Genomic DNA, 14,154 nt, shown 5'->3' with positions numbered 1-14,154 from the left:
CACCAGCCGGCCCGGTGGCCGGCTGAACGGCCGGGTGGCGGCCAGCCGCCACCCGGCCCCCTCGTCCCGGGCACCGGTGACCGAAAGGTTGTACCTCCATGGGTGACCCCCTCTCCCCCTCCGTCGCGTCCACCTGGTTCGTCGTCCTTCCCGACAGCGACGCGGCCGCCGACGTCGGCGCGCGCGCCCGGCCCCACGCCTCCCAGGAGCTCGCACACCCCTCCGGCCGTCCCTGGCTGCTGGGCCGCTGGCCGCCGGAGGCACTGACCGTCGGGGACTGCGCCGACACCCGCGTGGCGGTGCTCGGCGAGCACCGGGTCACCGCCGGGGAGGCCGAGCGCGCCGCGGCGAACGCGCGGGGCTCCGCCGCCGCGCTCGGCCGGTTCGCCGCGGCGTGGCCCGGCAGCTTCCACCTGGTGGCGAGCGTGGCCGGACAGGTCCGGGTGCAGGGCACCGTGACCGGGGTGCGGCGCGTCTTCCTCGGCCGCACCGGCCCGGTGACGGTGGCCGGCGACCGCGCGGACGTGGTGGCGGACCTCCTGGGCAAGGAGCTGGACGAACGCCGCCTGGCCGTGGAACTGCTGACCACGGGCCTGCTGCACCCGCTGTCCGGGCACCCCCTCTGGCACGGGGTGGAGCGCCTGCCCGGCGACCACTGGCTGCTCCTCGCCCCCGACGGCCGGTCGCGCCGCGTCCGCCGGTGGAGCCCGCCGGATCCGGTCGTGCCCCTGGCGGAGGGCGCCACGGCGTTGGCGGAGGCGCTGACCGCCGCCGTCGGCGTCCGCACGCGGGGGCGCCCCCTGGTGACGGCGGACCTCGGCGGGCTGGACTCCACCGCCGTCTGCTGCGTCGCGGCCCGCGGAACCGCCCGGGTGGTCGCGTACACCGCGGCGACCCGCGACCCGCTCGGCGACGACGTGCACTGGGCCCGCCGGACGGTGGCGGCCCTGGGGAACGTCGAGCACCACCTGATCCCGGCCGAGCGGGTGCCCCTGACGTACGACGGCCTCGGCGCGCCCGGCGACCACCTCGACGCCCCCTGCCTGATGACCGTCGACCGCAACCGTCGGATGAGCCTGCTGGAGCTGGCCGCCGCCCGGGGCTCCACCCTCCACCTGACCGGCCTGGGCGGCGACGAGCTGCTCTGGGGCTCCGCGGCGCACCTGCACACGATGGTCCGCGCCCGCCCGGCGGCGGCCCTGCACCGGCTGCGGGGCTACATCGCCAAGTACGGGTGGTCCCGCCGCCGGGTGCTGCGCCAGTTGCTCGACCGGCGGAGCTACGGGGCCTGGCTGACGGGGGTCGCGGCGGACCTGCGACGGCCGCAGACGGAGGTGCGGGATCCGCTGCTGGAGTGGTGCGTGCCGCCCCGGCTGCCGCCGTGGGCGACGCCCGACGCCGTCGACGCGGTGCGCGAGCTGATCCTCGCCGAGGCGCCCGACGCCGAGCCGCTGGCGCCGGGCCTGGGCCACGGGACGCACCGGGAGCTGGCCACCATGGACCTCACCTCGCGGTTCGCCCGGTACATCAACCAGGCGTCCGTGCCGCTGGGGGTGGTCTGCTCGGCGCCCTACCACGACGACCGGGTCGTCGAGGCCTGCCTGGCGGTACGGCCGTGGGAGCGGATCACGCCCTACCGCTACAAGCCGCTGGTCGTGGAGGCCATGCGCGGCATCGTGCCCGAGGAGAGCCGTACGCGGTCCACCAAGGCCAACGCCACCCTGGAGGGGGAGGTGGGCCTGCGCCGCCACCGCGACCGGCTGCTGGCCCTGTGCGAGGAGTCCCGCCTGGGACAACTGGGCCTGGTCGACGTCCCCCTGCTGCGGGAGTGGTGCGCCCGCCCGCTGTCGGCGGACCTGGAGAGCGACCTGCTGCACCCGACCGTGGCCTGCGAGGTGTGGCTGCGGTCCCGCGAGGCCGCACCGTCCCGGACGACCTCCTGACACGGCACGGGACGTCCCCGACCGACGAGAACGACGCGAAACCGACGCGAACGAACGGAAGGCTGCCCATGGCAATCACCCTGCGGTCCGGCGTGCTGATGACCGACACCGAGTACGGAACGGCCCTGCTCGACCAGCGGAGCGGCGAGTACTGGACCCTCAACCCCACCGCGGCCGCCGTGCTCAGGGCGCTGCTGGACGGCCGGTCCGCCCGGCAGGCGGCGACGGCCCTGACCGAGGAGTACGACGTGGGCGCCGAGGAGGCCGAGCAGGACGTGACCCGCATCCTCCACGAGCTGCGCGGCGCCCGGCTCGTCACGGACTAGCCCGGCGGGGACGGCGCGAGGACCGAGGACGAGGACCACGACGACCACGAGGACCAGGCACAGAGCACAGGGCACAGAACACAGGAAGAAGAGGACGAGATGTCGACCCCCGAAGCGGTTCCCTACGACCCCCGCTCCGTCCCCCTGCCCCACCGCCTGGCGGCGCGGTTCGCCGTGGGGTGCGCCCACCTGCTCGCCACCCAGCCGCCGGGCCGCATCCGCGCCGTACTGACGTGGCTGCGGCGCGGCGCCCGTCCGGCGACCCTCCGGGAGGCGACGGCGGCCCGCGAGACGGTGACCGCGGTGAGCCTGTCCTGCGGCGGGCAGTACGGCTGCCTGCCGCGCTCCCTGGCCACCGTGCTGCTGTGCCGCATGCGCGGCCAGTGGCCCGCCTGGTGCGTGGGGGTGCGCACCAGGCCGCCCTTCGCCGCGCACGCGTGGGTGGAGGCCGAGCGGGTCCCCGTGGGGGAGGGCTGCCCCGCCGACTACTACCAGCGCTTCTTCGCCGTGGAGGCCGTAGGGGCCGCGGAGGCCGCACGGTCCGCGGGAGCCGCGGGAGCCGCGGGAGCCGCGGAGTGAGGGCATGACGGCGACGGGGCACGCGCCGCCCCCGCCGCCGGCGCCCCGGGCTCCGGCGGGTGCGGGACGGCTCCGGCGGGTGCGGGAACGGGTGCGGGACCGCGGCGGCGGGGAGCCGTCCGGCCACCGCGCGCTCATCGGCCAACTGCGCCCCCAGCGCGCCGGTCTCCTCACCGGCACGCTCCTGGGGCTGCTCGGCAGCCTGCTCGCCCTGGCCCAGCCGCTGGCCGCCAAGCGGCTGGTGGACGACCTGGGCGGGGGGCGTCCGGCGGTCGGCTGGATCCTGCTGCTCGGCGGGCTGGTGCTGGCCGGGGCCGTGCTGGCCGCGGCGGGGCAGTACGTCCTGGAGCGGACCGCGGAGGCCGTGGTGCACACCGCCCGCCGGCGGCTCACCGCGCGCCTGCTGCGGCTGCGGGTGCCGGCGGTGGAGCGCGCCGAACCCGGTGACCTCATCTCCCGCGCCACGTCCGACACCACCGTGCTGCGCCAGGTCGCCACCCAGTCGGTGGCCTCGGCCGTCGTCGGCTCGCTGGCCCTGGTCGCGACCGTCGTCATGATGGGCCTGCTGGACCCGGTGCTGCTCGGCGTCACCCTCGGCGCGCTCGGACTCGTCGCCGCCGCCGTGGCGGCCGCCGCGCCGCGGATCGGCCGCGCGACCCGGCAGGCGCAGGAGGCGGTCGGCGCCATGGGCGCCGCGCTCGAACGCGTCCTCGGCGCCTTCCGCACCGTCAAGGCGTCCGGCGCGGAGCGGCAGGAGACCGCCCGGCTGCACCGGGCGGCCGACGACGCCCGCCGGGCCGGTGTCCGTGCCGCCGGCTGGGAGGCCGTCGCCGCCACCGCCGGCAGCGTGGCCGTGCAGGTGGCGTTCCTGGTGGTGCTGGGCGTGGGCGGCGCACGGGTGGCCTCGGGGGCGACGGACGTCTCCACCCTCGTCGCCTTCCTCCTCTACCTGTTCTCCCTGGCCCCGCGCGTGCACCAACTCGTCGACTGCGTCGGCCGGTTCCAGGCCGGCACGGCCGCCGCCGCGCGCATCCGGGAGGTGGAGCGGATGCCCGCGGAACAGGTGGACGCGCCCGGCCGGACCCGGACGACCGGCCCGGCCGCGGTGGTCTTCGACCGAGTCGGCTTCGCCTACCGGGCCGGGCTGCCGCCCGTGCACCGCGGGGTGAGCTTCACCGTCCCGGCCCGGGGCATGACCGCCTTCGTCGGCCCCTCGGGCGCGGGCAAGACCACCGTCTTCTCCCTGATCGAGCGCTTCCACGAACCGGACACCGGCCGCATCCTGCTGGACGGCCGGGACCTGAGGGACTGGCCGCTGGCCGAGTTGCGCGCCGCCATCGGGTACGTGGAGCAGGACGCCCCCGTCCTGGCCGGCACCCTCCGCGAGAACCTGCTGTTCGGCGCCCCGGACGCCACCGCGCGGCAGATCGGCGACGTGCTGCGCCGTACCCGCCTGGACGGCCTCGCCGCCCGGCTGCCGCACGGTCTGGACACCCCCGTCGGCCACCGGGGCGACCGGCTCTCCGGGGGTGAGCGGCAGCGCATCGCCATCGCCCGCGCCCTGCTGCGCGAGCCCCGGCTGCTGCTGCTGGACGAGGCCACCGCGCACCTGGACGCGGCCAACGAGGCCGCGCTGCGGGAGACCGTCGTCGAGGCCGCCCGGAGCACGACCGTGCTGGTGGTGGCCCACCGCCTGTCCACCGTGACCACGGCCGACCGGATCGTGGTCATGGAGGACGGGAGGGTACGGGCGGTGGGCACCCATGCCGAGCTGCTGGCCGCCGACTCCCTCTACCGCGAGCTGGCGGCCACCCAGTTCCTGCCCCCTTCCCCGGGGACGGCCGCGTGACCGCGCCCGCCGGAGCGGCTCAGCCGCAGGCCGCCACCCGCTCGTACCAGCCGGGGCCGGTCTCGGCGAGGGAGGTGACGGTGTAGGTGTTCCACAACCCGAGCGCGTCGCCGGAGCCGACCGCGTAGGTGTGGCCGGAGCGGACGGTGGCGCGGCCCGCCTGGACGTGGGCGTAATTGCTCGCGGTGACGCAGGGGGGCGTTCCCGGGTCGCCGGGGTCCCCCGGGCCCGGAACGGCGCCGCCCAGACCCCAGTCGGCCGTGATGTGCGCCGTCGAGCACAGCACGTCCACGGCGTACGCGCCTGTGGTGCCGCAGCCCTCCGACGGCCGGACCGGGACGGCGTGCCCCATCCCCGAGGCGCGGTACTCCCGCACCACCGCGCCGCCGGGGCTCTCGTACACCGTCCGCGTCACCCCGCCCGGCAGCGCGGCCGAGCCGTCCGGGACGGCGTCCGCGCCGTGCACGTTCGTCCACTGCTTCACCAGTTCGGTGGCGTTGGTCGGGACGACCGTGGTGTCGGAGGTGCCGTGCCAGACGGAGACGGTGGGCCACGGGCCGCCGTACCCCCGGTTCTGGGCCCGGACGAGGTCGCCCCACTGGGCGGCGGTCTTCGAGGTGCCGGGGTTCATGCAGCCGAACGCCTGGACCAGGCTGGTGGCGCAGCCGTGCGGGACGCCGGCCAGGACCGCGCCGCCGGCGAACACGTCCGGATAGGCGGCCAGCAGGCTCGCGGCCATCGCGCCGCCGCCGGAGAACCCGGCGACGTACACCCGGGACGGGTCGGCGTCCACCGCGTCCACGGTGTGCGCGACCATCTGGCGCAGCGACAGCACCTCGCCCTGCCCGCGCGTGGTGTCGCCGCTCTGGAACCAGTTGAAGCAGCGGGAGCCGTTGTTGGCCGTCTCCTGCTGCGCGGCGACGAGCGCGAAACCGCGCGCGTCGGCGTACGCGCGCCAGCCGGAGCCCGTCGCGAAGCCGGGCGCGTCCTGGGTGCAGCCGTGCAGGACGAGGACGACGGGGGCGCCGGCGGGCAGGCCGTCGGGAACGTAGCGGTACATGGTCAGTGCGCCCGGGTTGGAGCCGAAGCCCGTGACGCGTTCGAAGGCGGCGGCGGTCGCCGGGCCGGCGGACAGTCCGGTGAGCGCCAGTGCGAGCGTGCCCAGCAGCACGCCGGCCCGGCGCAGAAGAGTCGCGGCTCTCATGGGGTCCTTCCTTCTGAAAGGGACCTGACAATGGAGACGTCCGCACCGTAGGCCGTGACACGGATCGCCCGAACGTGCCGGAGGCACAGGGCCGTTCCCGCGCCGGTGGCGTCGTCCCACATTGCCGTACGGGCCGCGGGCGCGCGGCCCCGGTCCGCCCGGCGGCCGGGGAGCGCCGGTCAGGGCCCGGTCCGGGACTCCGCGAGCAGTCCCGCGAGCACGCGGCCGAACAGCAGGCGACCCGCCCACGCCGTGGGCGGCTCCAGCAGCCGCGGCAGCCCCCGCACCCGCACCTCCTCGCGCCACACCACCAGCGACCCGGCCCCCCGGCCGGTCACCTCCAGCTCGGCCCAGCCGAGGACGGTGCTCCCCCGCTTCTCCAGGCGGCAGCGCCCGGGGCGGTCCCGGGCGGGCGGTTCCCAGCGCACGACCTCCATGGGGTCGTCGAACGCGGCACGGCCGACGCCCGTGCGCGCCGTGAAGCGCGTGCCCACCCGGGTCGGCGGCGGGGTGGTGACCGTGACCGTCGTGAACGGCACGTGCCGCGCGTGGTGTTCCCAGGACGTCAGCCGGCGCCACGCCTCCCCGGCGGGCAGCGGTGTCCGGCGTTCGATCAGGATGCGGGCCATGGCCCGACCGTAGGCGGCCCGCGCCCGCGGCGCCGACCGACCCGCCGGGCATCCCGGCGGGTCGGGGCGTGCGGCGCGGGCGCTACTGGATCGGCGACTCCGGCGGCGGTATCCGGTAGCCGCGTTCGCGTTCGACCGCCACGACGCCGTCGACCGCCTGGAGGGCCGGCAGCCGGTGCTCCGGGACCCTCCCCGTGACCGAGCCGATGGCGGAGTGCTCCGCCTCCACCTCCATGCCCGCCTGCCGGAGGGCCTGGACCACCTCGGCGAAGCGCTGCGGGTCGACCGCCACGACGACCGGCACGGGCGGCACCGCGTTCACGGCGCCTGCAGCAGACCGGCTCCCACGTCCACGGCCGGCACCGGCAGGCGGCGGGCCTGGGCGAGCAGGAGCGACTTCAGCTCGGCGGCGGACGCCTCGGGGTTCGCCTGGGCGAGCAGGCCGATGACGCCGGCGACGTGCGGGGTGGCCATGCTCGTGCCCTTCAGCCGCTCGTGGCCGGGCGGGTGGGGCCACACCGAGAGGACGTCGACGCCGGGCGCGGCGATGTCGATCTGGCCGCCCTCGGGGTTGATGCCGGCGTTGGAGAAGAACGCGGGCTCGAGGTTCCTGTCGAGCGCGGCGACGGCGAGGATCGAGGGGCAGTTCGCCGGGTGCGACACGGGTTCGGTCCGGCCCGGGCGCCTGCTGTCGTTGCCCGCCGCGGCCACGATCAGCGTCCCGGACTGCATGAGCTGGCGCGCGAGGTGCTCGAACACCACCGAGTGCTTCTCGCCCGGGCGCACCGGGGCGCCCAGCGACATGGAGATGACCCGGCAGCCCGCTCCGAACGCCCAGCTGATGCCCGCCAGGATCTGGGCGTCGGTGCCGCTGCCCTCGTTGCTCAGCACCTTGCCGGCGTAGATCTCCGCGTCGCAGGCCACGCCGTAGCGGGGCAGCGACTGGGGCGTCCTGGGGCCGCAGGCCGTACCGATGCAGTGGGTGCCGTGACCGTGGCCGTCCTCCGCGCTCTGGCCCTGCACGAGGGAGAGCGGCTTCGCTCCGAAGCGGCCGGCCAGGTCGGGGTGGTCCATGTCCACGCCCGTGTCCAGGACCGAGATCCGCACTCCCTGCCCGGTGAACGCGGACTCCGTGACCCGGGTCGCCTGCAGGCCCCAGGTCGCCTGGGTCTCGTCGAAGACCGCCGCCGCCCGGGCCTCCCGCATGGTGGCCGTGTCGAGGCGCTCCAGCGCGTGGCCGACGAGTTCCTCGACCCCGTCCTGGTAGCCGCGCAGGTAGTCGGCCGTCGCGGTCTCCGCCGCGGTGGTGGTGAGCTGGGAGGCGTACACCATCCGCTCCCGTTCCATGGCGACGACCGCGGAACTCCCCCGGGCGGCCGTCATCAGGGCCTGGCGCTGGTCGGGCGCGGCCTCGACGACACCGATCCCGAGTTCCTCGAACAGCACGGTCCCGTTCCGGCCCAGGGCCTCCATCGCGTGCTGGGCCTCCCGGGAGCGTATTCGTTCGGGCGAGGCGATGCCCGCCGCGGACCGCAGGGCCGACATCCCCTGTTCCTGGGAGTCGGGGGCCAGGAGGACGAGGAACCGGTCGGTGTACTCGTCGGGGCGCTTGGCGATGCCCGCGTCGGCGAACTCCACGTTCTCGTGACGCCCGTAGCCGTTCATTGCTTCAGGACTCATGGTTGCTCCGCTTCGCGTCTCCCGTAGGGATGGTGGACACACCGGCCACGGAAGCCGTCCGGACCGATCACCGGCGGCCTGCCGCCGCGCGGTCGGCGACGGCCCGCCCTCCCCCCGGTCGGTGCTCTCCTCACCGTCACGCCGCCCATGACCTCCTGCAACCGGATCGGCGGACCGCCGGGGCGCGCCCCGACCGGCCCGTCCGGCGCGTCCGATGGGGTGACGGCGGCCCTGGGACCGCGCCCACCGCCCCGCCCGCGGCCCCCGTGCCGGAGCGGGTTCCCCTCCCCCGATTACGCCGTCCGGGTGAGGGGTGACAGGGGACGTCCGCGCCCCGATAATCCGGAGGCGCTCCCCGGGGACGGGGGCGAGGGGGGCCGGGACCGTCAGTGCGCACGCCCGGGGCCACGTCCGGTTCCCCGGGGGAGGCGGTGCTCGTGGACGAGGTCCGGCGGATGCTGGCGGCGGCGGGGATTCCGGCCGGCGAGACCGTGCGCGGCGAGCCGCTGCCCGGCGGGACGTACAACACCCTCCACCGGATCGTGCGGGCCGACGGCAGTCGGCTGGTGCTGAAGGTCCCGCCGCCCGCCACAGCCCGGGGCCTGCAGTACGAACGGGGCCTCCTGCACGGCGAGGAGACCTTCCTCCGGGCGGCCGCACGGGCGGGCGTGCCGGCGCCCCGGGTGGTGCACGCCGCCTGCGACGGCACCGCCGGCACCGGGCCGTTCCTGCTGATGACCGACTGCCCCGGCACCTCCTGGCACGCCGCCGCGGAGGAGCCGGCACCCGGCGAACGGGCCCGGCTGCGCGCGGAGCTGGGCCGCCTGGTGGCCCGGCTGCACACCGTCTCCGGACCGGCCTTCGGCTACCCGGCCGCGTCGGTGGCGCCCCTCGCCCCGGCCTGGCGGCCGGCCTTCACGGCCATGCTGGACGCCGTGCTCGACGACGCCGGGCGGTACGCCGCCTGGCTGCCCCGGCCGGTGGCCCGGATCCGGCGGCTCGTGCACGCCGCGTGCCCGGCGCTGGAGGAGGTCACCGAACCCGTCCTGGTCCACTTCGACCTGTGGGAGGGGAACGTGCTGCTGACCGGTGCGCCGGGCGCCCGCGGCATCGGCGGCCTCGTCGACGGCGAGCGGATGTTCTGGGGGGATCCGCTGGCGGACTTCGCCTCCCTGGCCCTGTTGGGGGACATCGAGGACGATCCGGCGTTCCTGGCGGGGTACGCGGCCGGCGGCGGCCGCACGGACTTCGACGCCGCGGCCCGGACGCGGCTGGCGCTGTACCGCTGCTACCTGTACCTGATCATGCTGGTGGAGGTCGAACCGCGCCGCGGTACGGCCGGGCAGCGCGCCTGGCTGCGCCGCCGGGTGGCACCGCGGCTCGAAGCGGCTCTGGACGTCCTGGACGCCGCCGGCGCCTCCGGCGGCCCGGCCCCCGGGTGACAGCGCCTCGGCGGCACCCCGGCGGCACCGCCGCGACGGCGCACCTTTCGCGCCACCGGGCATGCCGCGCCCGCACGTGACACCCGGTCATGCGCACGGACCGGCTCCCGGGTCCCGGGTTGCGGAACGCGTCATCTCCGGCCGGAATCCCGGCCGACCGCGTATTCTCCCCCGCCGCCGCTCCGGTCGGGAAGGCCGGTTTGCGCCTTCCGGGGCTGGGTGCGCGCCCCTACGATGGGAGCGCTCCCACACCCAGGGCGCGGAGGTCGGCCCGCACCGTGCGGTGCGACGGCCTCCGCGCACAGCCGTAGCACCACACCCCGGCCGCCCCCGCGCGGAACGGCCTCCCTCCCGGGCGGAGCCGTCGCGGGCGTGACTCCCCGCGGGCAGGTCGGCGTACGGCCGGACTCCGGAAGGCCGTGTGCGGCGAACGGAGCTGGAGAAGAGCCGACGGCCGCGGTCCGACACGTTCACACCCCGCCGGGGCGGCGCGGGGATCTTCGTCAATCCGTACGACCGATTGGAGAACCATGCCTGGTGTCCTCGCAGCCGGCGGAGCGGTCGCGGCGTTATACGCCTCGCTCCTGTCCCCCCAGAGCGCGCCCGCGGCGGCCGAGGCGCCGCCCGAAGCAGCGGAGATCAACGTCGTGACCGTCAACGGCTCGGGATGTCCGGCGGGCACGGCCACGGTCGCCATGTCGCCGGGCAACACCGCCTTCACCGTGACCTACGACGAGTACCTCGTCCAGGTGGGCATGGCGGCCGGACCGACCGACTTCCGCAAGAACTGCCAGCTCAACCTGCGGATCGACGTCCCCGCCGGTTACACCTACAGCATCTCCGGCGTGGAGCACCGCGGTTACGGCCTCCTGCAGCGGGGAGCCGGCGCCACCCAGCGGACGGACTACTACTTCCAGGGCTCGGCCGAGACCGGAACCGCGTCCCACGAGTTCACCGGCCCCTACCAGGGTTCCTGGCGCACCACGGACAGTGCCGTGGACCGGCAGGTCTGGGCGCCGTGCGGCGAGCAGCGGAACCTCAACATCAACACGTCGCTGCGCGTGGACGCCGGCACCTCGCCGGAGAACTCCGTCAGCTTCATGGCGATGCGCTCGACGAGCACGTCGAGCAGCTCCTACAAGATCACCTGGAGGAGGTGCTGACCCGGTTCGGGCGGCGCTCTCCGGAACCGCCCGCCGGCCGGGCCCCGAGGGCCCGGCCGGCGCCGGGCGGTGCGGGGGTCATTTGGCGAGGAAGGCCAGGAGGGCCTCGTTGACCTCCTGGGCGTGGGTCCACAGCATGCCGTGCGGGGCGCCGTCGATCTCGGTGTAGTCGGCCTGGGGCAGCGCCTGGTGGAAGGGGCGGCCGGTGGAGTCGATGGGCAGGATGCGGTCGGCGGTGCCGTGCACGATGAGCGCGGGCACGTCGATCCGGGAGACGTCGGCGCGGAAGTCGGTGGTCCAGGTCGCCACGCAGGCCACGGAGGCGTAGGGGGAGGCGCCCGCCGCGGTGTTCCAGCTCGCCCGGAACACCTCCTCGCTGATCCGCGAGCCGAGGTTCTCGTCGGTGTTGTAGAAGTCGTTGTAGAAGGCGGTGAAGTAGGCGTAGCGGTCCCGCGTCACCGCCTCGGTGATGTTCTCGAAGACGCTGCCGTCCACCCCGGCGGGGTTGTCGTCGGTCTTGAGCAGGAAGGGCTCCAGGGAGGCCAGGAAGGCGGCCTTGGCGATGCGCTCCGAGCCGCGGGTGCCCAGGTAGCGGCCCACCTCGCCGGTGCCCATGGAGAAGCCGACCAGCACCGCCTCCCGCAGGTCCAAGGTGGTCAGCAGGGCGTCCAGGTCGGCGACGAAGGTGTCGTAGTCGTAGCCGGTGGTGGGCCGGCTGGAACGGCCGAAACCGCGGCGGTCGTACATGATGACCCGGTGTCCCGCCGCCAGCAGGGCCGGGAGCTGCTTCTCCCAGGACTGGCCGTCCAGCGGGTAGCCGTGGATCAGGACCACCGGCTGTCCGGAACCGTGGTCCTCGTAGTAGACGGTGATGTCGTTGCCGTTCTCCTGGCCGACGGTGACGAAGGGCATCTTCGGTCCCCTTGTGTTCGCGATGGCGGCACGGAGCGTCCGCTGCCGTTGCCCGGTGGCGGGCAGTCACTTCCCCATGCTTCCGCGAACCCGGCCCGGGCGCTCGTCGAAGAGAACCCCGGCGGAACCGCGGCGGGTCCGGATCAGCAGATGCGGGGCAGTTGTTCGCCCAGCGGCAGATCCACCACACGGGTGCCGCCGAGACCCGTACGGGCCGCCGCCATGCCCGGGTGGTCCGCCGTGCACTCGCCGATCACGGCGGCCTCCACGCCCTGGAGGTGGGCGCGCATCGCCGCGAGGACGGCGTCGGCGTGCCCGCGGGGGACGAAGGCGACCAGTCGGCCCTCGTTGGCCACGTACAGCGGGTCGAGCCCGGGGAAGCCGCAGGCGCCCGCCACGGCCTCCGGCACGGGCAGGTCGCGCTCGTTCAGGACGACTCCGGCGCCGGAGGCGGCGGCGATCTCGTTCAGCGGGCGGCCAGTCCGCCGCGGGTGGGGTCGCGCAGCACGTGGACGTCCGGGGTGACCGCGAGCATCGCCTGCACCAGGCCGCCCAGGGGGGCGGTGTCGCTGCACACCTCCACCCCGGACTCCAGCCCCTCGCGGACGCTCATGACGGCCACCCCGTGCAGCCCGGTGGGACCGCTGACGATCACCACGTCGCCGGGCACGGCGCGCTGCGGGCGGATGTCGACGCCCTCGGGGGATCACTCCGATGCCGGCGGTGTCGACGGGGACACCGTCGCCGTGGCCCGCGTCGACCACCTTGGTGTCGCCGGTGACGACCGTGACGTCCGCCGCCGCGGCGGCGGTGCCGATCGCCCGCGCCACCCGCCGGACCACCGGCAGTCCGGTGCCCTCCCTTCGATGATGACGGCGCACGACAGGTACGCGGCCTTCGCGCCGCTCATGGCCAGGTCGTCGACCGTGCCGCCGGGGAAGAACAGCGGCCGCACCACGCAGGAACCGGTGGAGAACGCCGGCCGCGCGCCGCCCGGCGACACCTCGGCGGGGTCGCGCAGGCCCGCCGGGGTCTCGCTGCCGTAGGCGGGGACGAAGAGGTGCTCCACCGGTTCGGCGGAGAGCGCGCCGCCGCCGTGTCCCATGACCAGTCGCGCAGCGGGACCGGGCAGGACCAGTCGGCCCCCTCACCGGCTCGGCGTCCGGGCCGGTGAGGGGGCCGGCGTACGGGTCGGTGAGGTCAGCCGACGGAGGTCGCCTCCCCCGCCGGCGCGGGGCCCGGAGCGGGGCCGCCCAGGCACCGGTACAGGTGGTAGGCGGCGCAGGCCCGGGAGGAAGGTGAGTGCGTCACGGTCCGGTCCGCGGTCGCGGTGGGTCGGGATCACGCCCCACAGACGACGGTGCGGCCCGGGAGGCCCGATGCGGATCCTGATCATGGCGAGCGCGTGCAACAACCTGACCCAGCGGGTCCTGGCGGAGCTGGGGAGCTGGAGGAGCGCGGCCACGCGGTCGCCGTGGAGCTCGCGCCCGGGGGGCGACCACTGGCGGGAGGCGGTGCGGCGACACGATCCCGAGCTGATCGTCGCCCCGACGCCGACGACCGCCGTCCCCGAGGAGGTCCGGTCCGCCCGCACCTGCCTGGTCGTCCACCCCGGCCAGACCTGGCGGAGGCGCTCCCCCGGCGAGACGCGTTTGAGTTGTAGTCATGTGGTGGAAATGTCACGCTTCGTGGAGCGGTCGGCGGCCAGGGGATCCGGCCGCTGTCCGCACCGGACCGGGGCCCGTTCCTCCCCGCAGCAGGAAGGAAGCCGCCATGAGCACCGCCACGTCGGCCCCCAGCGGCATCGACGAGGTCCATGTCCTGTGGATCTCGGAGGGCATGAGCTGCGACGGTGACACGGCCTCGGTCACCGCCGCGACGCTGCCGAGCCTGGAGGACGTCGTCCTCGGCGCGATCCCCGGCCTGCCGGAGGTCCACCTGCACAACAAGGTCCTCGCCCACGAGACCGGCGAGGACTTCACCCGCGCCCCCCACCGGGCCGCCGACGACGGGCTGGAGCCGTTCGTCTTCGTGGTCGAGGGCTCCGTCCCCGACGAGAACATCAACGGGGACGGCTACCGGACCTCGCTGGACGACGGCCCCGGGACCGGCGAGCCGATCACCCTCGACCAGTGGATCGACCGACTGGCGCACAAGGCGTACGCGCTGCTGGCCGACCGGACCGGCGACCGGCTCCCCACCGACCCGCTCCCGCTCCTCACCGACTCCCGCCCCGGAACATGAAGGAGGCGCCATGGCCGGCATCACGGTAGGCAGGCCCGACGTGCGGACCGACAGGACGGCCCACGTCAGGGGTGTCCGGCAGGGCAACAAGAAGGGTTCCTACCGGAAGTCCCCCGGGCACCTGCCCGACGACCGCTCCACGGCCCGCCGGTCCACCGGCATCAACCCCCGGCGCCGCGACCC

At 75.6% G+C, this 14,154-nt stretch carries 12 protein-coding genes and 1 pseudogene; 7 read left to right on the top strand and 6 right to left on the bottom strand.

What is annotated here, in order from left to right; translation table 11 throughout:
* The first annotated feature begins 98 nt into the window (after window positions 1-98).
* The 4 genes from VE546_RS16375 (at window position 99) to VE546_RS16360 (ending at window position 4,697) form a co-directional block, all read left to right on the top strand.
* The gene (locus VE546_RS16375; RefSeq protein WP_324922909.1) at window positions 99-1,943 is read left to right on the top strand and encodes a lasso peptide isopeptide bond-forming cyclase; all 1,845 of its coding nucleotides are present in this window, start codon (window positions 99-101) and stop codon (window positions 1,941-1,943) included.
* 68 nt (window positions 1,944-2,011) lie between these two features.
* Complete coding sequence (locus VE546_RS16370; protein WP_324922907.1) at window positions 2,012-2,269, top strand: lasso peptide biosynthesis PqqD family chaperone; 258 nt, start codon at window positions 2,012-2,014, stop codon at window positions 2,267-2,269.
* Window positions 2,270-2,368: 99 nt separating this feature from the next.
* Complete coding sequence (locus VE546_RS16365; protein WP_324922905.1) at window positions 2,369-2,848, top strand: lasso peptide biosynthesis B2 protein; 480 nt, start codon at window positions 2,369-2,371, stop codon at window positions 2,846-2,848.
* Between the two features lie 4 nt (window positions 2,849-2,852).
* Window positions 2,853-4,697 (top strand): ABC transporter ATP-binding protein, encoded by a 1,845-nt coding sequence (locus VE546_RS16360; RefSeq protein ID WP_414720500.1) that lies wholly within the window; start codon window positions 2,853-2,855, stop codon window positions 4,695-4,697.
* A gap of 19 nt (window positions 4,698-4,716) precedes the next feature.
* Here VE546_RS16360 and VE546_RS16355 read toward each other — a convergent pair whose 3' ends face one another.
* The 4 genes from VE546_RS16355 to VE546_RS16340 form a co-directional block, all read right to left on the bottom strand.
* A complete protein-coding gene (locus VE546_RS16355; RefSeq protein WP_324922901.1) occupies window positions 4,717-5,901 on the bottom strand; it encodes a PHB depolymerase family esterase in 1,185 nt (394 codons plus the stop codon).
* Window positions 5,902-6,080: 179 nt separating this feature from the next.
* Complete coding sequence (locus tag VE546_RS16350) at window positions 6,081-6,530, bottom strand: SRPBCC family protein (RefSeq protein ID WP_324922899.1); 450 nt, start codon at window positions 6,528-6,530, stop codon at window positions 6,081-6,083.
* 82 nt (window positions 6,531-6,612) lie between these two features.
* Window positions 6,613-6,852 carry a hypothetical protein gene (locus tag VE546_RS16345; protein ID WP_324922897.1) on the bottom strand — a complete coding sequence of 80 codons (240 nt, stop codon included), beginning with the start codon at window positions 6,850-6,852 and terminating at the stop codon, window positions 6,613-6,615.
* Window positions 6,849-8,210 (bottom strand): S8 family serine peptidase, encoded by a 1,362-nt coding sequence (locus VE546_RS16340; protein ID WP_324922896.1) that lies wholly within the window; start codon window positions 8,208-8,210, stop codon window positions 6,849-6,851. Before VE546_RS16340 ends, VE546_RS16345 begins: the two co-directional genes overlap by 4 nt.
* A gap of 455 nt (window positions 8,211-8,665) precedes the next feature.
* Here VE546_RS16340 and VE546_RS16335 point away from each other — a divergent pair, with 455 nt between their 5' ends.
* Both VE546_RS16335 and VE546_RS16330 read left to right on the top strand, forming a co-directional pair.
* Entirely contained in the window at window positions 8,666-9,652 is a 987-nt protein-coding gene (locus tag VE546_RS16335; protein ID WP_414720501.1) for a phosphotransferase family protein, read from the top strand.
* Window positions 9,653-10,182: 530 nt separating this feature from the next.
* Entirely contained in the window at window positions 10,183-10,815 is a 633-nt protein-coding gene (locus VE546_RS16330; protein WP_324922894.1) for a DUF4360 domain-containing protein, read from the top strand.
* 78 nt (window positions 10,816-10,893) lie between these two features.
* Here VE546_RS16330 and VE546_RS16325 read toward each other — a convergent pair whose 3' ends face one another.
* Complete coding sequence (locus VE546_RS16325) at window positions 10,894-11,727, bottom strand: alpha/beta hydrolase (protein ID WP_324922892.1); 834 nt, start codon at window positions 11,725-11,727, stop codon at window positions 10,894-10,896.
* Window positions 11,728-11,870: 143 nt separating this feature from the next.
* Window positions 11,871-12,846, bottom strand: a pseudogene (gene hypE / locus VE546_RS16320) (hydrogenase expression/formation protein HypE).
* A 654-nt stretch (window positions 12,847-13,500) separates the two neighbouring features.
* On the opposite strand from hypE, the gene VE546_RS16315 reads away from it, so the two are divergent.
* Entirely contained in the window at window positions 13,501-13,971 is a 471-nt protein-coding gene (locus tag VE546_RS16315; RefSeq protein ID WP_324922890.1) for a hypothetical protein, read from the top strand.
* Window positions 13,972-14,154 lie beyond the last annotated feature (183 nt).

It is taken from the genome of Streptomyces sp., assembly GCF_035644915.1.
Classification (GTDB): domain Bacteria; phylum Actinomycetota; class Actinomycetes; order Streptomycetales; family Streptomycetaceae; genus Streptomyces.
Note: the sequence above shows the minus strand (reverse complement) of the source record. Positions and strands in the feature narration are given on the sequence as shown.

Bases quoted from the DNA above. Each gene is read 5' to 3' on its own strand.
- VE546_RS16330 (WP_324922894.1), top strand. From the start codon at position 10,183: ATGCCTGGTGTCCTCGCAGCCGGCGGAGCGGTCGCGGCGTTATACGCC.
- VE546_RS16315 (WP_324922890.1), top strand. From the start codon at position 13,501: ATGAGCACCGCCACGTCGGCCCCCAGCGGCATCGACGAGGTCCATGTC.
- VE546_RS16325 (WP_324922892.1), bottom strand. From the start codon at position 11,727: ATGCCCTTCGTCACCGTCGGCCAGGAGAACGGCAACGACATCACCGTC.
- VE546_RS16350 (WP_324922899.1), bottom strand. From the start codon at position 6,530: ATGGCCCGCATCCTGATCGAACGCCGGACACCGCTGCCCGCCGGGGAG.
- VE546_RS16365 (WP_324922905.1), top strand. From the start codon at position 2,369: ATGTCGACCCCCGAAGCGGTTCCCTACGACCCCCGCTCCGTCCCCCTG.
- VE546_RS16335 (WP_414720501.1), top strand. From the start codon at position 8,666: ATGCTGGCGGCGGCGGGGATTCCGGCCGGCGAGACCGTGCGCGGCGAG.
- VE546_RS16370 (WP_324922907.1), top strand. From the start codon at position 2,012: ATGGCAATCACCCTGCGGTCCGGCGTGCTGATGACCGACACCGAGTAC.
- VE546_RS16355 (WP_324922901.1), bottom strand. From the start codon at position 5,901: ATGAGAGCCGCGACTCTTCTGCGCCGGGCCGGCGTGCTGCTGGGCACG.
- VE546_RS16360 (WP_414720500.1), top strand. From the start codon at position 2,853: ATGACGGCGACGGGGCACGCGCCGCCCCCGCCGCCGGCGCCCCGGGCT.
- VE546_RS16375 (WP_324922909.1), top strand. From the start codon at position 99: ATGGGTGACCCCCTCTCCCCCTCCGTCGCGTCCACCTGGTTCGTCGTC.
- VE546_RS16340 (WP_324922896.1), bottom strand. From the start codon at position 8,210: ATGAGTCCTGAAGCAATGAACGGCTACGGGCGTCACGAGAACGTGGAG.